We start from the raw sequence: 21,326 nt of genomic DNA, 5'->3' as shown, positions 1-21,326 counted from the left end.
CTGTGATCTATATGTGAGAAGGTGGTGGGAATATGAATGATGCAATGCTTCTAGAAGGCGATATAAAAGAACTCATAAAGAGGCTTTCAGTACCTGCAAGTACAGGTTTTTTATTTAATACAATGTTTAATGTAACTGATACACTTTATGCAGGAATGCTTTCTACTGATGCCCTTGCAGGTCTTTCACTCTCGTTTCCGGCATTTTTCATAATAATTGCATTTACGGCAGGGATGGGAACAGGTGCTACGGCTATTATTTCAAATGAGATAGGGAAAATGGACATCGAAAGAGTTAGAAAATATATTGTAAATTCGATAAGTCTGAGTATAATCTTATCGGGTCTGCTCACAATTGCGGGGAGATTGTCTATTGGGGCCATGTTCAACTTGATGGGAGCACAGGGAAGGTCGCTTAAAGAGGCCCTGGGGTACATGAATGTGGTGCTTTACGGCGTTGTTTTTTTCTCGCTCAATGCGGCGTTAAATTCAATACTTTCAGCATATGGAGACACTAAGCCATACAGGAATTTTCTCATAATAGGTTTTTTTGTGAACATAATACTGGACCCGCTTTTTATATTTGGCATATTTGGAATGCCTAAAATGGGGACTGCCGGAGTGGCACTTGCAACTGTTGCAGTACAGGCTTTAGGAAGTGCATATCTTTTGAAAAGAATTGTTCAAAAGGGTATTTTCGATGGAATAGGGATATATGAAATCAAGCCTTCTATTTTTCATTATTTCCAAATACTTCAGCAGGGGATACCGTCGGCGCTTAACATGGCAAGCATAGCGGCAGGCATGTTTGTAATAAACTATTTCATAATGGAATACTCCGGGGCAAAGACGATAGCGGCTTATGGGATATCACTCAGGATAGAGCAGATTGCGCTTCTTCCTACAATAGGGCTTAATGTGGCTGTGCTCTCAATAGTTGGGCAAAATTTTGGAGCCCAAAAGTATGAAAGAATTTGGAGTGCATATAAAACATCCATGATTTATGGAGTTGCAATAATGACATTGGCCATGGCTGTTGTTTTTCCATTTGCAAAGTCTCTGGTAGGGTTTTTCAGCAGGGACAGCCAGGTCATAATATCTGGGGCACAGTATCTTAGGATAGAGGTGTTTACATTCAACACATATGTGCTTTTGAACGTATCAATATCGGCTCTCCAGGGGCTGAAAAAGCCTGGATTTGCAGTATATATAGGCCTATACCGACAGCTTTTAATGCCTGTTTTGATATTTCCTGCTTTTGGAGAGGCCATGGGTTTTGGCGTTATTGGAGTCTGGTGGGGGATATTCGCGGTTAACTGGTCGGCTGTATTTATAACAATAGCATACACAATGAAAATATTTTCTAAAAAGGGGATAATATAAAAGGCGTACTGATTCATCCCCGCAAATGTTTTTTGCTAAAGTTTTATATTATTCCGAAACCGTATGTAATACAGGCTGATTTAAAATCATATGGCAGCATTAAAGCTTAAAAAACAAGATCCGAAGCTCTATTCCCTAGAGCTTCGGATCTTGTTTTACTTATATTCCTTTGAAAAGGTTTGAACTATTCCGTTATATTCGGATATGATACAAATGCCCCGTCATTGCCATTCTAGTATCTTATCCAAAAATCCCATGAGTTGCTCCGACTTTGGATTTTCGAATATGTCCTTGCTATGACCGTGTTCTATTACCTTGCCGTCTGCTATGAAGAGCGTATAGTCACAGGCTTTTTTGGCAAAACCCATTTCATGGGTTACAAGTATGAGGTCCCTGTATTCACCTTTTAGCTCGTCTATCATATCAAGAACCTCTGATGTCAGTTCAGGGTCCAGTGCCGATGTAGGCTCGTCAAGAAGCAGGAACTGAGATTTTATGGCTATGGCTCTTGCTATGGCAACCCTTTGCTGCTGGCCGCCTGAAAGCTGGGAGGGCCTTTTATGGGAATGATCCATAAGCTGGAATCTTTTAAGGAGCGATTCAGCCCGTTGGACAGCATCTTTTTTATCCAATTTGTGTATTTGCACAAGAGGAAGGGTGATGTTTTCAATGGCGCTAATATGGGGGAATAGATTATATGATTGGAAAACGACCCCTATTGATTTTCTGTATTCATTTAGAAAATTTTCCCTGAAGGCAATATCCTTGCCGTTTATTGAAATATTCCCACTGCTTGGAGTTTCAAGTCCGGCTATTATCCTCAAGAGAGTAGATTTGCCTCCACCGGAAGGTCCTATTATAGCTATAGAATGTGCATTTTTTATTTCGATATCTATTGAACTGAGTACTTGTTTTCCTTCGTATTCAATGCAAAGGTCTTTTATGCTAAGATTCATAAGTGTATTTCCTTTCGAGTTTTTTTGATATCACTGATATCGGAAGTGTCAATATCAAATATCCAATCGCGAGAACCATGTAGTTTTCTATTGAGGCGAAGTTTATGGAGTCCACTTCCTGAACATTTTTGGTGAACTCATTTACGGCTATTATTGAAAGCAGCGAGGAATCTTTCACAAGTGATACGAACTGGCCGGCAAGCGAAGGCATTATGCGTTTTATAACCTGCGGTATTATTATGAACCTATATTTTTGGTATGGGGAAAAGCCCAGTGAACGCGCCGTTTCAATTTGAGATTTTCCTATGCTTTCAATTCCGCCCCTTATTATTTCGCTGACATATGCGCCTGAAAAAATGGAAAGTATGAGTATACCCAGAAAATATCTGTTGGTCAGGTTGAATGCGGTTGCGACTATATAGAAAAATACGTATATTTGAACGAGAAGAGGCGTTCCCCGTATAGCTTCCACGTAAAACTTGCTGAAATAGTGGAGCGGAAGGAATCTTGAATTTCTTGCAAATGCAAAGAATATTCCTATCACAAGGCTCAAAACAAGAGAGCACATGCTGGTCAGAACTGTAACTGCAAATCCCATATAGAATTTATACCTGTACTGGTATAAGGTCTGAAGCCTTAAATTGTAGTTTAGCTTGCTGAATGAATATATAAGGAGAAGTATTAAGGCTGCTAAAACTATTGATATGCTGAGGTTGTTTTTGAATCTGGATATTTGAAAGGTGTCACTTTTGTCTTTGAAAAAGAGAGACTTAAATGTTATTCCATATTTACGTTTTACCTTTATGTTTTTGTGTGACATGGCTTTTCCGTTTGTTTCATCTAAAGTATTCATAAATTATCCTTTCTACGGCTTTGTTTTAGGAGATTCATCTATGTCGAAGAAAAAAGGTATTCCAAGTTCGTCAAAAGATTTTTTCTGCTCATCAAAATATTCCATTGCCAGCGCGTCGAATCCGCCTTCATCGGAGAATTCGGATAGAAATGCATTTATTTGAGATTTAAGCTTCTCGTCTTCTTTTCTAAGGCCGATGCCCCAATATTCAGGATCATCCTGGAATGGTTTGAGTACGGCTCTTGTCGTGTTTGGATTTTGCTGCCAGTTTTTATATATGGTCATCTGGTCATATATGAATGCATCGGCCTTTCCCTGCATGACTTCAAGGACACATGCACTTTCTTTGTCGAAAACCATTATTTCGCAATCCTGAAGGTTCTTTTCGGCATAAATATGCCCGGTAGTGCCTTTTTTGACTGCAAGTTTTCTTCCCCTGGCATTAAGGTCTTCGAAGTTTTGAACGGGCGAAGGTTTACTAATCAAAAGTGAAAGGTAAGACCTAGAATAGGGGTTTGAAAAAGAGATGGATTCCTTTCTTTCTTCAGTTATTGTCATTGAAGAAAGGATCAAGTCGACTTTTCCAGTTAGAAGGGAAGGTATAAGTCCGTTATACGCCATGTTTTCTATTCGGACATCTCTTCCAAGATATTCACCGAGCGCTTTTGCAATATCAACGCTTATCCCACTGGGGTTCCCCTTTTCGTCGGTCATTTCAAACGGGGGATATGCAAGTTCCATTCCAACCACCAGTTCTTTGGATTTTACCTCTTTGGCATTTTCTGATTTTTCCATAGAGCTAGTGCCGCATCCCCACAGCATCATTAAAGACAGTGAAAGTGCCAGCAGTTTAATCGGTTTTAAATTTCTCATGTACTACCTCCTGTTATGAATTTATTGAAGACATGCAACTGTGTCTAGAATGAAGATATTCAGACATTTATTAGATAAACAGTAGAATATATACCCGTTTTGAATTGTTTTTAAAAATAAAATGACAGGCATTGGCAATTCTAAACTTTGAAAAAGACGAATATGTAAAGGATCTAATCTAAATTGACAGGGTAACCTTTATGGGATAATATGAATTATATAGTTTTTGACTAAAGCGATTAATCTGAAAATAATTCAAATAGTTGGAATACAGCTGACTTCATGAACACTATAAATTACATGCCTTTTGCTGAGGGTGTATAGTATTCTGAAATATATGTAAAGGGAGATTGTTAAATTGATTAAGAATAAAAAGAATATACTCATATTAATGCTAATATTGATAATAGTCCTTTTGGGGGCGGACAAATACGTTCAATACAAAAACAGCAAAAAAGTAGATACAGCGGACATAGTAAAGGACAGGCTTTTGGAAATATCAGAACTGTCAGTGTTGAAGTATGAATACAAGGACATAGCCTTTTATGAGGACTCCAAAAAGCTCAACGGTTTTAATGTTCCCTTGACCCAAAAAAAACTCATAGTGGTGTTTGAGGGCTACCTCAAGGCTGGGGTTGATCTTGAAAATGCAAATGTAAGCCGAACTGGCGAAAAAGGCATACTCATAAAGCTGGATGGCGCCAAAGTTTTGGACAATGTAATCTATGAGGACAAGGTTGTGATATATGATGAAAAGTCAGGACTTTTCAACCCTATAAGATCTGATGATGTCACAAATATCCTGGCCGATGAAAAAAAGCGCATTGAAAAAGAGGTGCTGGAAGATGGTTTTTTAAAAGAGGCGAATCTAAAGGCCGAAAAGCTTATTGAAAGCTTTGTGATGCAAATGGGATTTTCGAATGTTGAAGTTGATATAGATTAAGCTGCAGCAAAAACCGGAGGGCATAATGAAAAAAAAGTATGTGGACAAGTCGTATATATATGAAAGGGATGGAAAAAAATGCGTATTTTGCGGCAAAAGCCTCAAATTCAAGCAGATGAGCATAGACCACTATTTTCCCAAAAGCAGGGGAGGGACCAATGACATATTCAACCTTGTGCTCAGCTGCAAAAGGTGCAACACTTTAAAATCCAGCAGGGTTCCGAATGGATATAAAAAGAAGCTTACAAAGCTGTTCTTAAGAGCTGTGGCCGATGATAAGGTTTCGGCTTCAGTATCGAGAATGCCTAAAAAAAGTGTAATGTCTGTAGCTCTTGATATGCAGAAGATTGAGCACATGGGTGATTACTATGCTTTTCAAAATGATTGCTACAGGATATATGTGAAAGACGACCAGATATACAAGATAATACAGTTGAATTCAAATGAAAAAGACAAATACAGGGAGGGGTTCAAAATGAGGAAAAGTTTTGGCAAAAAGACGATATCATATCCTGCACCGGTGTATATAGTTTGCAGCTACGATGAAAATGGAAAGGCAAATGCCATGAATGCAGCTTGGGGAGGGCTTTGCAGTTCTAACCCTGCGAGCATTTGTGTATCTATAAGGAAAGAAAGGAAGACGTATGAAAATATAATAAAAAACAATGCATTTACAATAAACATACCGTCTTCTGGAAATGCTCAGTCTGCGGACTATTTTGGAATGGTTTCGGGAAAGGACGAGGACAAGTTTGAAATGTCAGGACTTACGCCTGTGAAAAGCGATACTGTAAACGCACCATATATAGACGAGTTTCCAGTTGCCATAGAGTGCAGCCTTTTGAAAACAGTAGAAATTGGTTCGCACGTTCAGTTCATAGGTGAGATACAGGATGTCAAAATAAGCATGGATTGCCTTGATGAAAACGGGGATGTGGACATAAGAAAAGTTGATCCCATACTGTTTGTCCCTGAGATAAGAAAATACTATTGTGTGGGAGACGAAGTGGGAAGAGCTTTTTCTATAGGAAGGGCAATAAAGGATAAATAAGTTTTAGAAATTATTTGATCCGGATGGAATGTGTAAATTGTCCATTCGGATTTTTTATGTGCAAATATACAGATGTGTTTTTATTTAAAGCAACAAGTATTCTGTATACTTAATATAAAATACGATTATATATAGAATTTTAAAACCGGAGACTGTGCAAATGAAAAATAAAATTGTAACAAAAAAATCAAATAAAGCGATGCCGGCAGGCTCGGTTTTTGGCATAATGTTCTGAAAACTTGGAAAAAGGAATGGCATATACAGCCTTTTTTGTTATTTTTTAAACTTATAGACTTTCATTTTTTGATACTTATAAATTTTTTATATGAAATTTTAATAAAAATTGAAAATTCATGATGTTTTTTGTACCTGGCAAGTTAGAATTTTAGCATAAGATGAATTAGACAAAAAATGCCGGCATAAAAAAAGCATCACCAAAAACTTGTAGATCAGATTATGATTCTGATTCTGTGAGGAACTAACTCAATAGAGGGAATGACAGAAAGTAACAAAGTAATCATTATAATTTTATATTGTGGAGGTAGGAATATGGAAATACTAAAAGGGATGAGTTTACTTATAATGACGCTTGCGCTTTTTTCGATATTCAGCATGAAGGCGCCAAAGGGAGACAAGGCAATGGGAGGGCTTGCAAACGCAGCTGTAGCGAGTTTCCTTGTTGAAGCGATACACAGGTACATATTTGGAGATTTCTTGGGATTTGAATTTTTGGGATCGGTTGGAAGCTCTGCGGGAAGTTTTGGAGGAGTTGCAGCTACAATCCTTGTATCTATAAACATGGGACTTAACCCGGTATATGCAGTTGCAGCCGGAATATCTCTTCTTGGAGTTGGAATACTTCCAGGATTCATAGCTGGATACGCAATAGGATTCATAGGACCTGTTCTTGAGAAGAAGCTTCCAAAAGGTCTTGACTCAATAGTAGGTGTTCTAGTACTGGCTCCGCTTGCAAGACTTATAGCGCTTCAGGTAGCTCCAGTTGTTGACGGAACAATGGCTAACATAGGAGACATGATAATAGTTGCATCTAATCAGTCGCCTATACTTATGGGATTCCTTCTTGGAGGAATAATGAAGATGATTTGTACATCTCCACTAAGCTCTATGGCACTTACAGCTATGCTTGGACTTACAGGACTTCCTATGGGAATAGCGGCAATAGCATGTGTTGGTGGATCTTTCACAAACGGAATAGTATTCCAAAGGCTTAAATTTGGAGATTCAAGTAATGTAATAGGTGTAATGCTTGAGCCTCTTACTCAGGCTGACGTGGTTTCTAAAAACCCAATACCTATATTCGGTTCAAACTTCATTGGAGGAGGACTTGCAGGAATAGCAGCGGCATACTTTGGAATAGTAAACAATGCTCCGGGAACGGCATCGCCTATACCAGGACTACTTGCTCCATTTGCATTCAACGAGCCTATGATGGTTTTAAAGGCTATAGGATTTGCGGTTGTTGGAGGTATCGTAGGAGGGCTTCTCGGAACTACGCTATACAAGTTTATATTCAAAAGCAAGCTTTCAGAATCAGAAAATGCACTTGAAGAAAAGAGACTTGCTTCATAATATTGAAGCTTAAACAATAAAGTCGGCATACTGAAATAAAAAAACATATTTGTGGTTGAATGTCATTGGAGATATCCGAAAGGGTAACCAACGAAGCAAGGAATAGAATTGGCTAATGATCTATTTCGAAACTTTCAGGTCAAAATACAATGGCAGGACACACCCCTGGAGAGACTCTTTATAAAAGGGCATCGAAGAAGAAACCTGATTAGTCGGGGAAACTTTCAGATAAAAGGACAGGGTATAAATTGGCATAGGAAATTTATATGCTTATTTATACACCTGTCCTTTTGGGTTTTAAATAACATTCGTGTTTTGTATTTTGTAGTTTTTTATAGACGGATATATGAATATGCATATAAATAAAAAAATGATTATATAAGGAGGAGTTAAGATGTTAAAGAAATTCATGGATATTATGAGCGAGTATTACAAGGAGCAGGAGCATTTCACTTCACGTTTCAAAAAATCTTCTGGAGAAGGTAATTTGAAATGGACAAAATTTAAAAAGAACATGGCTGAACTTTATGATGAGCTTGACTATTTTTATGGAGGAAGAAAGACATCAAACACTGCAGGTTGCAAATCAGATAAAAATTACAAAAAAGTTGCCTAATTAAATGTACAAAGTGCAAAACTTTTGATATACTGACAGCTTGAGGAGGTTAATCTTCTCAAGCTGTCAGTCATTATAGAGAGAATTTATAAGGGGAAATGTTTATGGATAATCTGAAAAAAATGCTAACGGTAGCCGCCATAGTTGCTCTTACGTCACAGATATATATAAAAATTTTTGTTTCAGATTTTAATATCTCTGTGGCTATAATATTGTTTCCGATACTTTTGACTTTTTTTAAGAATTTGAATCCTTCGCAAACAGGAATACTCTCGGCGCTATTTGTATATGGGCTGAGAATTTTTGTGTTTGGACTCAGACATGGAGAGTATGCGCCGGCAATAGATTCATATTTTCCAGAACTCTTTTTTTACATGGGATATGGAGTGTTTTACCATATACTCAATGAAAACAGCTCTCCATTTAAAATGAAGCGTTTTTTTATAAATCTTGTGCTGTGTGACTTTTTTTCTAATCTCATGGAGATGTATGTCAGAATAAACTGGGAGATGCTAGAACCTAAATTTGAAATAGTAGGAGTATTATTTCTAATAGCCCTGGTGAGAACGTTCATGGTCTGCGTGTTCATACTGGCTCTTAAGTACTACAGGATGCTTATACTTAACCAGGACCACGAGGAGAGGTACAGAAAACTACTCTGGATAATATCACAGCTCAAGACAGAGATGTACTGGATGCAAAAAAACATGGATAATATCGAAAATGTAATGTCTAATGCATATTCCCTCTTTGAAAAGATAAACAGCGGAAAGGATGAAGACAGATGGGCTCAAATGTCTGTCGACATAGCAAAAGACGTCCACGAGATAAAGAAGGAGTACGGGCTTATATTCAGAGGGGTGGAAGGGATAATAGAAAACAAGCTCAAGGACTCAGGTATGGACTTTAAGGACATAATAAAGATACTCAACGACAGCATGATAATGGAGGCGGCAATAAAGGGGCGGGGAATATCGATTGAATTCAAATGCGGCAATAGTTTTTATACCGAAAAGCACTATCAGTTAATGTCCATATTTAGAAACCTAATAGTCAATGCCATGGAGGCCATAGACGGTGACATCAAAGGCAAAATAGTATTTTTACATCTGTGCGAAGAGAATTTGCATGTATTTAAAGTTTCTGATAATGGCTGCGGGATAGATGAAAATGAGAAACCCCTTATATTTACACCGGGATTCTCGACGAAAATAGACTATAATACCGGACAGATAAACAGGGGGCTTGGACTCAGTCTTGTAAAGGACATTGTAGAAAAGCAGTTTGAGGGTATCATAAGGCTGAACCCAGAAAGAAAGACAGGAACCGAATTCATAATTGAAATTGAAAAAGAGAAGCTGGAGGTGTGCTAAATTGAATATTTTCATAGTCGAAGACGATATGAATATAATAAGAATACTAAAAAGGATAGTGGAAGACAGGGCGCTTGGCAGGGTAGTGGGTTATTGCCAGGACGGAGAGCAGGCAATAGAGGAAATAAGGGATGTCAATCCGGACATGGTTCTTGTGGATCTTCTAATGCCTGGAATGGACGGCATATCTCTTGTCGGGCATTTGAAAAGGGAGCTTGCGCATATACAGTTTATAATGATTTCGCAGGTCGCATCAAAGGACATGATAGCAAAAGCGTATGAAAAGGGTGTGGAATACTATATATACAAGCCTGTCAATGCAGTTGAGGTGGAGAACATAATAAACAAGGTTAAAAGCCAGTTTGAGATGAAAAGGACATTTAATCAAATACAAAGATTCTTTGATAGTGGAGCTCCAAAGGATGAACCTAAAAAAGATATTGAGAACCGTATAAAGGAAGTAATGAAAAGCATAGGGATAATGGGCGAAATAGGAAGCAAGGACATAATAAGCATAGTTAAATTTCTTATAGATTCGGGAAAAAGCATGAACGACTACACCATAAAGGAGCTTTGTGCTAAATTTACAGACAATCCAAAGTCTATGGAGCAAAGGATAAGGAGGACTGCCACCGTTGGAATGGTCAATATTGCAAACATAGGTATAGAAGACTATATGAATGATACTTTTACAGAATATTCAAATGGGCTTTATAATTTCGAGCAGGTTAAAAGGGAAATGGACAGTATAAGAGGCAAGAGTAAAAGAGGTGGAAAGATAAACCTTAAAAAATTCATAGACGGCATGATTTTTTATTCCACAAGGTAAAAAGCTATAGTCCTGTGAACTGTCCATAGCAAAGTGTTTTGGCCATGTTCAATTGCTACGAATTATAAAATGAAACTGGTCGGAGGTATGATTTATGCATTCAACACAAGTGAATCTCAGTGTCAGATATGCTGAAACTGATAATATGGGGGTTGCACACCATTCAGTATACTATGTATGGTTTGAAGTAGGCAGGAGCGAGCACATAAAGTCGAGTGGAGTTAGCTATTCACAGATGGAAGAGGAAGGAGTTCTTCTCCCCCTTTCTGAAAGTAGCTGCAAATATATAAAGGGTCTTAAATATGAAGAAGAATTCATATTGAATACATATATAGAAAAACTTACGGGAGCAAGGGTCATATTTGGATATGAGATATGTAAAAAGAGCGACGGGATTGTGTGCGCCAAGGGTCAGACTGTTCATGCATTCATAGACGAGGATTTCAAGGTGTTAAATATAAAAAAAAGCCATCCTCATATATGGCAGAAGATCAATGCTCTATATCAAAAAAACAGCCTGTAGTCAGGCTGTTTTTTTGATGTGTGAATTTATTATAAAGTCAAGTTCGCTCTCGTAAATAGTCTCTTTTTCAATAAGAGCTTTTGCTATCTTTTCAAGCACAGAACAATTGTCCATTAAAAGCTGGAGAGTATCACTATATATGGATTTGGATATGTAAGATGCCTCTTTGACTATCTCGTTTTGATTAAAATCCCTTATGCCCTCCATATAGAGCATTCCGAATTTTTCTGTCATTCCAAATTCCTTTATTATTTTAATGATATTGGAAGTGGCCTGTTTTATATCGCGGCTTGCACCGGTTGTGATTAGGTCTTCATTTTTGGTCAGCAGATATTCTCCTATTCTTCCGCCGTAACTCGTCATTACTTCATTTATTAGGTCGCGCTTTGTCAAAAGCCCTGTCTTTTCGGGGATTATAAATGTAACACCGCCAAAACCGGATGTAGAGGGAGTTATTGTAACTTTTGGGATGCTCTGTTTTGTAATGAGCTTGTTTACAAGAGCATGTCCGGCTTCATGCCATGCAACTATTTCAAGTTCGAACCTGTGCCTATGGTCCACCTTCTTTTTATTTCCCTTTAGGGTGATTTTGTAGAAGGCGTTTTCGATATCATCGTTGTCAATTTCGTTTTTTTCGCTGCTTGCGGCTATTATGGCACTTTCGTTGAGAAGATTTTCGATGTCAGCCCCCGAAAAGCCTATTGTAATTTTAGCCAGGTTTTCCAGATCAACAGTGCTTGATATAGGTTTGTTTTTAGAATGCACTTTGATTATTTCGAGCCTGTCACAGCAGTCGGGAAGAGGTATGGCAATGTGCCTGTCAAATCTTCCGGCTCTTGTAAGCGCAGGATCGAGCATGTCTATTCTGTTTGTGGCTCCTATAACCACTATGTCTTTGTCGCATGAGGATTTGAAGCCGTCAAGCTCTGTCAAAAGAGCGTTTATGGTATGGTCTTTTTCGGTGTTTGAATTTTCGTTTCGTTTTCCACCCACAGCATCCATTTCATCTATGAATATTATGCATGGTGCAGCTTCCCTTGCTTCCTTGAAAAGCTCTCTGACTCTTTTGGCACCAACACCTACATATCTCTCCATAAAGTCTGAGCCTGAAACTGTTAGGAATGGAACTCCCGATGTTCCGGCGATTGCCTTTGCGTGGAGGGTTTTTCCGGTTCCCGGAGGTCCGTACAGTATTATTCCTTTTGGCATTCTAGCACCCATTTTTTTATATCTTTGAGGGTTTTTTAGAAAATCTATTATAAACTGAAGATCCTTTTTAACTTCTTCATGCCCTGCAATATCATTAAAAGTCACATTCGGAACAGAATCCATCATATACATGCCATTGTTCTTATTTTGTTTTTTGTTTGAGGAAAATACATTTTCCCTATGAGTAAAATGGCTTTGCTCGCAATAATATTGACTTAAAAGTTGTTTCCCTTTGCTGAACATGTCTAGTCCTCCTTAGAATTTGTTAAAAATAAAACTTACAATTCGAAATTATTGTATATGAATCGATGTATACAATATAACATAGATTTATCGATTTGGGGTATTTTTATTATAAGTTTGAAAAGTAAAATAATTGAGACAATTTACTGTGTGTGCACTGTATTTTTTAGAAAATTCAATGTTTTTAGGCGGACACAATTTGGAACCATAATTGGCTATATGCAGCTTTGATTTGCACATAACGGGTACATCTGATTTGATTCTGAGTGGGTTGAATTAAAGATAAATTATAATACGGATTGAATTTATATGCGAAAAATTGATATCAAAATAACAAAGTATATTGTGGAAAGAGAGGCTAATATAGGGGTATAATATTTTATATATCCGGATTGCTTATCTGGGAGGTCAAATTGTAAATTTGCATGGGGAGAGTCATTTTATATGTTAAAGGAAGTGATATGTTGAAATATAAAGATTATTATAAAATACTTGGACTAGAAAAAAATGCAAAAAAAGAAGAAATAAAAAAGGCATATAGAAAACTGGCCAAAAAATATCATCCGGACAAAAACGCGGGAAACAAGGAGTCAGAAGAAAAGTTCAAAGAGATAAATGAGGCATATGAAGTGCTTGGAGATGAAAAGAAAAAGGCGAAGTATGACAATATGAGCAGCGGCTATAAATTTAGTGAGGGCTATGAGTTTGACCCCTCGAAATATGGATTTGGAAGCTGGAAGGAAAGTCAAAAAACTGCGGGGTCAAAGAGCAGAGATTTCAGTGACTTTTTCGATATGTTCTTTGGGGATGAAGGTGCATTTGCGTCTGGATACTTCAATATGGATGATATATTTTCCGGGATGGGAAGGCAGCGAAGAGGAAAAGACATCGAGGCCGAGCTTGGGATAGACATATCGGAGGCCTACAGCGGGGTGACAAAAAATGTATCACTTAGAACTTTGGAAGGACTAAAGACCATTTCACTCAAAATCCCATCAGGCATACTAAGCGGTAAAAAGATAAAGCTAAAGGGGAAGGGTGAAAGGGGGCCTTCTGAAAAAAATGGAGACCTGTATGTTAAAATACACATACAGGAGCAAAAGGGCATGAAACTGGATGGACTTGATGTGATAAAGGACATGAGACTTTCGCCGTGGGAGGCAGCACTTGGATGCAAGGTGAAGCTATATCTTTTTGACAAGAGCATAAACGTCACCATTCCTCAGGGGGTGCAAACAGACGAGAAGATAAGGATAAAATCCATGGGATACAGAGATATGAATGGAAACAGGGGAGACTGGTATATGAATATTAAAATAGTAAACCCTTCAAAGCTTTCAAACAGGGAAAGGGAACTTTATTCAATGCTTATGGAAGAGTCTAAATTTAACCCTAGAAGATAGGAAGTGGCAGATATAAAGACTAAAATATTTTCAATACTGCTGGGCGTAAGCTTTTTATACAGCGTGCTTATTCCTCAGCCGCAGGGGACATCTATTGCAAGTCCAATATACAATGTAACGGAAGACGACGTTGAATTTCTATATGATTTGACATTCGACAAAGAAGGTGGCAAGGTGATGGATCAAAACATATTTGAAAAAGCTCACAGTATCATAGATAGTGCGGATAGCTTCATAGTAATGGACATGTTCCTGTTTAATGACGAATATGACAGGAAGGATTCATACCCCGATGTTTCAAATGCGCTTGTGCAAAAACTCATAGAAAAGAAAAAGAGCAGTCCGCAAATGGAGATAGTCATCATAACGGATGAAATAAATACATTTTATGGGTCTTATAAGTCAGATATGATGGAGAGGCTAAAGTCCGAAGGGATAGATGTTGTATTTACAAAGACTGAAAAGATGAAGGATTCAAATCCTGCTTATTCAGGGCTTTGGAGGCTATTTTTAAACTGGGATATCGAAAGGGGAAGAGGATGGATTGCAAATCCATTTAGCAAGGATTCTCCAAAAGTAACGCTCAGCTCATATCTCAGGCTTTTAAACTTCAAGGCGAACCACAGGAAGGTGTTGGCGACGGAAAATGAAGCGCTTATAAGCTCGGCAAACCCTCATGATGCAAGCGGAAGGCACTCGAACATAGCATTTGCAGTAAAAGGATCCGTGATAAATGACATACTTGCAGGTGAAAATGTTATAGCATCTTGGTCGGATATTGACAGGGGCATTGAATACGACAAAGAGAACAGCATAAGTGAAAGTGCCGGAGAGAGCATAAGAATACAGTATATAACAGAGGAGAAGATAGGCTCTGAAGTGACTGATGCTGTATCTAAAACAGTAGATGGTGACGAGATAAATATTGCAATGTTTTACCTTTCTGACAGAAAACTTATAGACGAGCTCGTAAAGGCTTCAAACCGAGGCGTGAGCTTAAATCTGGTACTGGATGCAAATAAGGATGCATTTGGAAGGGAAAAAAACGGAATACCAAACAGGGTTGTGGCAAGTGAAATATTTGAAAAGACAAATGAAAAGGCCAGTATAAAATGGTATAAAACCAGCGGAGAGCAGTTTCACAGCAAATTAATATCAGTAAAAAGCAGTGGGATGCATACTATATTCGGAGGCTCTGCGAATATGACGAGGAGGAACATAAGAGGCTATAACCTTGAAGCTGATATAAAGATAATATCGCCTGAGGGGAGCAGAATAAGCACGCAAATAGATGATTATTTTAAAATTCTTTATGATGGTGAAGAAGAGAAGCTTTTGGAATACGAAGAATATGCACAAAATAGCCTGCTTAAAAAGCTTATTTACAGATTCCAGGAATGGAGTGGAATTTCAACTTTTTAAGGGCCTTGGGTATGGACAATTGATGGAAATATGATATAATCTAATGATGGGATTTTATCTGATTCCAAATGATATTTCGATAGAATATATGGGTATATTCCTAAAATGTTTTGATTGCAAAGGGAGTATGTAGATGGATTCAAATGTTTTTAGCAGCAAAGAAATTTCGTTTAAAGACGGGATTTTAAATGGAAGAGTTATAATAGCTGGACCATGCACCATAGAAAGTTATGACCAGCTCAAGCAGACGGCTCAGAGTGTTAAAAACTCCGGGGCGGATATATTAAGAGGAGGGGCTTTTAAGCCCAGGACATCGCCTTTTTCATTTCAGGGACTTAAAGATGAGGGGCTTGAAATGCTGAAAAGCGTAAGAAAAGAAGTTGGAATAAAAGTGGTCACAGAACTCATGGACGTTAGGGATATTGAAAAGATTTATGATTCCTGTGACATAATACAGATAGGTTCAAGAAATATGCAAAACTTTACACTTTTAAAAGAAGTGGGTAAACTCGACAAGCCTATTGTCCTGAAAAGAGGCATAAGTGCAACCATAAAAGAATGGATAGGCGCTGCTGAATATATAGCTGTCGAAGGAAATATGGAAGTCATATTCTGCGAAAGGGGAATAAGGACTTTCAGCGACTGTACAAGAAATACCCTTGATATTTCAGCCGTTCCGATTGTCAAAAAGCTTACGGGAATGCCTGTCATAGTGGATCCCAGCCATGCGGCAGGGCGAAGGGATCTAATAGAACCCCTGTCACTTGCGGGTCTTGCCTGCGGGGCGGATGGAATCATGGTAGAGGTTCACCCGCAGCCGGATATGGCGCTTTGTGATGGAGATCAATCCATAGATTTTAATGGTTTTGATGAACTCATGAAAAAAATAAGACGAATGGGGTTATAGAAATTGCTCATTCGTTTTTTAATTGTTGTGAAAAAATAGAGGAAAAGCATTATGTTTTGTAGAATGTATATTTTACAGGAAATATAACCCCCTGGATAAAAAAGGGTGATCGATATGGGGTATTTAAAAGAAGAAATTATAGATGAAATCAAGGAAAGAAGCGATATAGTCCAGATAATATCTGAATATGTCACTCTTAAATCGATGGGATCTAACTTTAAGGCAAACTGTCCTTTTCACTCTGAAAAGACACCATCTTTCGTAGTGAGTCAGGTCAAGCAGATGTACAAGTGCTTTGGTTGTGGCGAGGGTGGAGACGTTATAAACTTTATAATGAAAATTGAAAATGTTGATTTTAGCGAGGCCCTTAAAATTCTTGCTGACAAGGCGGGGGTAAGACTTGAGGATTATTCTGATGAAACCCAAAAAGCTGCGGCTAATGAAAAGCAAAGGCTCATACAGATAAATACTGAAGCTGCAAAATATTTTTTTAATATGCTTTGGAACAAAAACCCAAGCATGTTGAATTATTTTGCCAGAAGGGGACTGGACAGGAAAACCATAAAGGGGTTTGGCCTGGGATATTCGGGAGATTCCTGGAATGGACTTATGGATTATCTAAAGTCAAGGGGATACAGCCAAAAAGATATAATAGCCTCAGGTCTTGTAACCCAGAGGAAAAAAGGTGATGGATATAGGGACAGATTCATAAATAGAGTAATATTTCCCATATTCGATCATAAAGGGCTGGTAATAGGCTTTGGAGGAAGGGTCATTGACGATTCGATGCCCAAATACCTGAATTCGCCTGAAACCCTTGTGTTTAACAAAAGATATAACCTTTACGGACTCAATTTTGCCAAAAAAGTACTGAAATCTCACAAAGAGCCCATAATAGTTGTGGAAGGCTATATGGACGTAATAGCGCTGCATCAGTTTGGTGTGAAAAATTCGGTTGCTTCTTTGGGAACTGCACTTACACAGCAGCAGGCTCTTCTGTTGAAGAGGTTTACAGATGAAGTCATAATATCATATGACAATGACAGTGCAGGGATAAAGGCCACTCTCAGAGGAATGGACATACTGAATGAAAATGGACTGAGCGTTAGGATATTAAATCTAAAGGATGCAAAGGACCCTGACGATTATATAAGAAAGAACGGGGTTAATGAGTTCAGGAGCGAAATTGAAAATGCGGTTTCTTTTACACAATTTAAAATAGATGTCCTAAGGAGAGGTTCTCATATGGATTCGCCGGAAGGCAAGGCGATTTTTTGCAAAGAGGTAGCTAAAATACTCAAGAACATAGAAAGCCCGGTAGAAGCTGAATATCATATTAAAAAGATATCAGATGAGACGGGCATTTCGGTAGAGGCTATAGGAAAAGAAGCTTATGGAAAATATTTCAGCAGAAAGCAGTTTGGAAAGGCTAAGCCTGTACTGCCGGAAAAGATTGATCCAGTTAAAAATGGAATTGAAATCGCACAAAAAAAGCTGATTTTTATTGCTGTTAAAAGTGAGACATTTAGACAAGAAATGACTCACAGGCTTTCTGGAGATGAATTTGATGGGGAGCTTAAAGTTATTTTTGAGAAGCTCAAAAACAACCTGGATATTGAAAAAGATGAAACTGAGTTTTTACTGGAAGAGAAGTTTGAAGATATAGAAGCTGAAGAGTTTGAAAAACTTATAATTAGAATTAAAAAGAATTCGCTCAGGAGAAGAAGTGAAAAGCTTAATGACATTCAAAAGTCACTTCAAGCACAATTGGAGGAAAACTACGACACAGATGTTGAAAAAAAGCTTTTGGAAATAGGAATAGAAATATTCAATATTGAAAATGAACTTAGAAAATATTGATGAACTTAGAAAATATGGAAAGAGGGATGCAAATGGCGGGTAGAGTCTCTGAAGAAGAAAAAATACTTATTAAAGAACTCATAAAAAAAGGAAAGAAAAAGGGGTCGCTGACATATAAGGAAATAATGGATGCGCTGGCTGAACTTGATATCGATAAAGATAAAATAGAGACTATATATGAAAGCCTTGGACAAATGGGCATTGAAGTCATTGATGACAATGAAAAGTCTGATGATTCAGAAGCGAAAACTGATGCCGATGAAGATGAAGAGGAAGAGGTAAATCTTAAGGATCTTAGCGTTCCAAAAGGAGTTAGTATTGACGATCCTGTGAGAATGTACCTTAAGGAAATAGGAAAGATTCCGCTGCTTAGCGCGGAAGAGGAGATATCACTTGCAAAGAGAATGGAAGCAGGGGAAGAATACGCTAAAAAAAGACTTGTTGAAGCCAACCTCAGACTTGTTGTAAGTATAGCAAAAAGATATGTGGGAAGAGGAATGCTGTTTTTGGACCTTATACAAGAGGGTAATCTTGGGCTTATAAAGGCTGTTGAAAAATTCGACTATACTAAAGGATACAAGTTTAGTACGTATGCAACTTGGTGGATAAGACAGGCCATAACAAGAGCCATAGCGGATCAGGCGAGAACCATAAGAATACCTGTGCACATGGTGGAAACCATAAACAAGCTTATAAGAGTGTCGAGGCAGCTCCTTCAGAAGCTTGGAAGAGAACCAAGACCTGATGAAATTGCAAAGGAAATGGACATGCCTGAAGAAAAGATAAGAGAGATACTTAAAATAGCCCAAGAGCCTGTATCTTTGGAAACGCCTATAGGAGAGGAAGAGGATAGCCATCTTGGTGATTTCATACCTGACGATGACGCTCCTGCTCCTGCTGAAGCGGCAGCATATTCACTTTTAAAAGAGCAGCTTGAAGATGTGCTTGGATCGCTTAATGAAAGGGAACAAAAGGTATTAAAACTTAGATTTGGACTTGAAGATGGAAGAGCGAGAACTCTCGAGGAAGTGGGCAAGGAATTTGATGTAACACGCGAGAGAATAAGGCAGATAGAGGCAAAAGCGCTTAGAAAGCTTAGACATCCAAGCAGATCTAAAAAGCTTAAGGATTATCTAGACTAAATTTAGATTAAAAGGAAAAATTCGTCATTTGGCGGATTTTTCTTAATATACGCGAAAAATAAAATTCAGGAGGACGATGATTTGAACTTGGGAAATAGATTACAATGCATAGCCGACCAGATAGATAATGAAGCGAGAGTAGCCGATATAGGGACAGACCACGCCTATATACCGGTATATCTTGTTAAAACGGGTATAAGCCGGTTTGTAATTGCATCTGATGTCAACAAGGGGCCATTGGAAAAGGCTAAAAAGCATATTGCTCAAAATGGGCTTGGGGACAGCATAAATACGAGGCTTGGAGGAGGACTTTCCGTCTTAGATGATGCAGAGGTTGATGAAGTGATAATTGCGGGTATGGGAGGAGTTCTTATAAGCCAAATTATTGAAGATGATTTTGAAAAGGCTTCAGGTGTGAATAAACTTGTGCTTCAACCTATGCAGGCTTCTCATGAACTTAGGAAATACCTCTTTGAAAATGGGTTTGAGATACAAAAAGAATGCCTTGCAAAAGAAGATGAAAAAATGTATGAAATAATAATTGCCTCATATGCTGGAGACTCGGATAAAATAGAGGATACAATTGACGGGGTATATTTTGAGATCGGCAAGAAACTTTTAGAGGTGGATGACAAGGATTTGCTTGTTGAATTTTTGGATAAAAAGATAAAAAAATATGAAGGCATAATTTCCAATCTTGAGGGTAATAAAACTATAAAGGCTGCTTTGAGGCTTGAATTTTGCAGTAATAGACTCAAAAAGATAAAGGAGATAAGAGAGAATGTTGCTTAAGGAGTTAGTAAAAATAATAGAAAGCAAATACAGTCCAAACCTCGCTTATGAATGGGACAATGTGGGGCTTTTAGTGGGAGATTATGGAAGCGGTGTAAAGAGGGTACTCCTTGCTCTTGATGCAGATGAATCTGTAATTGAAGAAGCCGTGGAAAGGGGCGTGGATATCATAATAACCCACCATCCTTTTTTATTCAAAGGCATGAAAAAAATAAACAGCAGTTCTTACAGGGGAAGAGCCGTAATAAGACTCATAAAAGAAGACATATCACTTTACAGCATGCATACGAACTTTGATATAGCAAGGGATGGGCTTAACGACGGCCTTTGCAGGAAGATGGGGCTTAAAAACATCGAGGATTTAAGCATAATTCAAGCCGAGAAGCTAGTCAAAATTGCGATATATGCGCCAAAGACGCATGAGGATGCTGTAAGAAGAGCTTTGGCTGAAGGGGGTGCTGGGCATATAGGCAATTATGACAGCTGTTCATTCAGCACAGATGGAGTTGGAAGGTTTAGGCCGCTTGAAGGGAGCAACCCGCATGTAGGACGAAAGGACATGGTCTGTGATATTGAAGAGGTTAAAATTGAAAGCGTGCTGCCGAAGGAAAAGCTTAACAGCGCTTTAGAGCATGTTTTTTCAGTGCATCCATATGAGGAGGTTGCTTATGATATGTATGAACTTTTGAACGAAGGAGATTCAATAGGCATAGGCAGAATAGGAGAAACCGAAAGAGAAGTAGGTTTGGAAGAGTTTGCGGAAGGGTTAAAAAGGGGTCTTGACATAGAGCTGTTGAAAATAGCAGGGGATCCTAAAATGAATGTGAAAAGGGTAGCAGTTGTATCAGGTTCGGGAAGCGAATTTATGGGCGAATCCGTGAAAAAAGGAGCCCAGGTCATAGTTACAGGAGATGTTAAGTACCACCAGGCTCAGGAGGCATTAGAAAAAGGGATTGCAGTTGTAGATGTGGGACACTATGGAAGTGAAAAGATTTTTGCGGAAATAATGTCTGAATTTTTAAAGGGCAGCACAAAGGGAGTTGAAATACTTACTTCAAATGCTTCATCTGATGTTTTTTGGAGCATTTAGCATTGTTTTGTAGACATGTTTGGAGGGGATGGCATGAAGACGTGGGAAATGATGAAATATCTTGCACAGTATCCGGAAACCGTATTTATAAACAAGGGGTTGGAACAGGACAAGCCCTTGCTTAAGCTTAAGTTCATAGAAGGCGTACTTTCGTGGACTGAGGATGGGGTTAATCCATATGACAGCGATTTTAGCATATCCAGAAGAATTCTCATAGACGACGAATGGGAAATTGAATAAAAAAATAGACGGATTTTCCGTCTATTTTT

The 21,326-nt window shown here is 38.3% G+C and carries 20 protein-coding genes and 1 riboswitch; of the genes, 16 read left to right on the top strand and 4 right to left on the bottom strand.

The features are described 5' to 3' along the window. Positions 1–32: 32 nt before the first annotated feature. Entirely contained in the window at positions 33–1,382 is a 1,350-nt protein-coding gene (locus BUQ87_RS02445) for an MATE family efflux transporter (protein WP_038265119.1), read from the top strand. Between the two features lie 221 nt (positions 1,383–1,603). On the opposite strand, the gene BUQ87_RS02440 is transcribed toward BUQ87_RS02445, so the two are convergent. The 3 genes from BUQ87_RS02440 to BUQ87_RS02430 are packed head-to-tail and all read right to left on the bottom strand — an operon-like array spanning position 1,604 to position 4,064. Further along, on the bottom strand, positions 1,604–2,338 hold the full coding sequence (locus BUQ87_RS02440) for an amino acid ABC transporter ATP-binding protein (protein ID WP_038265121.1): 735 nt from the start codon (positions 2,336–2,338) through the stop codon (positions 1,604–1,606). Then, positions 2,328–3,191: an amino acid ABC transporter permease gene (locus BUQ87_RS02435; protein ID WP_242943764.1), complete on the bottom strand. Its 864-nt coding sequence runs from the start codon at positions 3,189–3,191 to the stop codon at positions 2,328–2,330. The genes BUQ87_RS02440 and BUQ87_RS02435 overlap by 11 nt, the downstream gene beginning before the upstream one ends. 12 nt (positions 3,192–3,203) lie before the next feature. Beyond that, complete coding sequence (locus BUQ87_RS02430; RefSeq protein WP_038265124.1) at positions 3,204–4,064, bottom strand: transporter substrate-binding domain-containing protein; 861 nt, start codon at positions 4,062–4,064, stop codon at positions 3,204–3,206. Positions 4,065–4,422: 358 nt separating this feature from the next. Between BUQ87_RS02430 and BUQ87_RS02425 the strand changes: the two genes are divergently transcribed. From BUQ87_RS02425 to BUQ87_RS02390, 7 genes are all read left to right on the top strand, one after another. After that, the gene (locus tag BUQ87_RS02425; RefSeq protein WP_052636131.1) at positions 4,423–5,007 is read left to right on the top strand and encodes a DUF4230 domain-containing protein; all 585 of its coding nucleotides are present in this window, start codon (positions 4,423–4,425) and stop codon (positions 5,005–5,007) included. Positions 5,008–5,032: 25 nt separating this feature from the next. Next, positions 5,033–6,058, top strand: coding sequence for a flavin reductase (locus tag BUQ87_RS14930; protein WP_077216556.1), 1,026 nt, complete (start codon positions 5,033–5,035; stop codon positions 6,056–6,058). 549 nt (positions 6,059–6,607) lie between these two features. After that, positions 6,608–7,648 (top strand): PTS sugar transporter subunit IIC, encoded by a 1,041-nt coding sequence (locus tag BUQ87_RS02410; protein WP_038265127.1) that lies wholly within the window; start codon positions 6,608–6,610, stop codon positions 7,646–7,648. 155 nt (positions 7,649–7,803) lie between these two features. Next, a riboswitch (glycine riboswitch) is annotated at positions 7,804–7,898 on the top strand. Between the two features lie 144 nt (positions 7,899–8,042). Then, positions 8,043–8,264 carry a hypothetical protein gene (locus BUQ87_RS02405; protein WP_038265130.1) on the top strand — a complete coding sequence of 74 codons (222 nt, stop codon included), beginning with the start codon at positions 8,043–8,045 and terminating at the stop codon, positions 8,262–8,264. A 104-nt stretch (positions 8,265–8,368) separates the two neighbouring features. Then, positions 8,369–9,637: an ATP-binding protein gene (locus tag BUQ87_RS02400; protein WP_038265132.1), complete on the top strand. Its 1,269-nt coding sequence runs from the start codon at positions 8,369–8,371 to the stop codon at positions 9,635–9,637. A 1-nt stretch (position 9,638) separates the two neighbouring features. Then, positions 9,639–10,466, top strand: coding sequence for a response regulator (locus BUQ87_RS02395; protein WP_038265135.1), 828 nt, complete (start codon positions 9,639–9,641; stop codon positions 10,464–10,466). Between the two features lie 94 nt (positions 10,467–10,560). Beyond that, positions 10,561–10,989 (top strand): acyl-CoA thioesterase, encoded by a 429-nt coding sequence (locus tag BUQ87_RS02390; RefSeq protein ID WP_038265137.1) that lies wholly within the window; start codon positions 10,561–10,563, stop codon positions 10,987–10,989. On the opposite strand, the gene BUQ87_RS02385 is transcribed toward BUQ87_RS02390, so the two are convergent. Then, positions 10,990–12,330, bottom strand: coding sequence for an ATP-dependent metallopeptidase FtsH/Yme1/Tma family protein (locus BUQ87_RS02385; RefSeq protein ID WP_207647163.1), 1,341 nt, complete (start codon positions 12,328–12,330; stop codon positions 10,990–10,992). It lies immediately after the preceding gene. A gap of 572 nt (positions 12,331–12,902) precedes the next feature. Here BUQ87_RS02385 and BUQ87_RS02380 point away from each other — a divergent pair. The 8 genes from BUQ87_RS02380 (at position 12,903) to BUQ87_RS02345 (ending at position 21,297) form a co-directional block, all read left to right on the top strand. Next, positions 12,903–13,844, top strand: coding sequence for a DnaJ C-terminal domain-containing protein (locus BUQ87_RS02380; RefSeq protein ID WP_242943763.1), 942 nt, complete (start codon positions 12,903–12,905; stop codon positions 13,842–13,844). Between the two features lie 3 nt (positions 13,845–13,847). Next, complete coding sequence (locus tag BUQ87_RS02375) at positions 13,848–15,266, top strand: phospholipase D-like domain-containing protein (protein ID WP_038265139.1); 1,419 nt, start codon at positions 13,848–13,850, stop codon at positions 15,264–15,266. Between the two features lie 133 nt (positions 15,267–15,399). Further along, entirely contained in the window at positions 15,400–16,173 is a 774-nt protein-coding gene (aroF, locus tag BUQ87_RS02370) for a 3-deoxy-7-phosphoheptulonate synthase (RefSeq protein WP_052636133.1), read from the top strand. 114 nt (positions 16,174–16,287) lie between these two features. Further along, entirely contained in the window at positions 16,288–18,033 is a 1,746-nt protein-coding gene (gene dnaG, locus BUQ87_RS02365) for a DNA primase (RefSeq protein WP_038265143.1), read from the top strand. Positions 18,034–18,059: 26 nt separating this feature from the next. Continuing rightward, a complete protein-coding gene (gene rpoD, locus BUQ87_RS02360) occupies positions 18,060–19,175 on the top strand; it encodes an RNA polymerase sigma factor RpoD (protein WP_038265550.1) in 1,116 nt (371 codons plus the stop codon). Between the two features lie 81 nt (positions 19,176–19,256). Beyond that, a complete protein-coding gene (locus tag BUQ87_RS02355) occupies positions 19,257–19,967 on the top strand; it encodes a tRNA (adenine(22)-N(1))-methyltransferase (RefSeq protein WP_038265146.1) in 711 nt (236 codons plus the stop codon). Then, on the top strand, positions 19,957–21,057 hold the full coding sequence (locus BUQ87_RS02350) for a Nif3-like dinuclear metal center hexameric protein (RefSeq protein WP_038265149.1): 1,101 nt from the start codon (positions 19,957–19,959) through the stop codon (positions 21,055–21,057). Before BUQ87_RS02355 ends, BUQ87_RS02350 begins: the two co-directional genes overlap by 11 nt. A gap of 33 nt (positions 21,058–21,090) precedes the next feature. Next, the gene (locus tag BUQ87_RS02345; RefSeq protein WP_038265150.1) at positions 21,091–21,297 is read left to right on the top strand and encodes a hypothetical protein; all 207 of its coding nucleotides are present in this window, start codon (positions 21,091–21,093) and stop codon (positions 21,295–21,297) included. Positions 21,298–21,326: the final 29 nt, after the last annotated feature.

The organism is Peptoclostridium litorale DSM 5388 (assembly GCF_900141635.1).
Classification (GTDB): Bacteria; Bacillota; Clostridia; order Peptostreptococcales; family Peptostreptococcaceae; genus Peptoclostridium; species Peptoclostridium litorale.
Note: the sequence above shows the minus strand (reverse complement) of the source record. Positions and strands in the feature narration are given on the sequence as shown.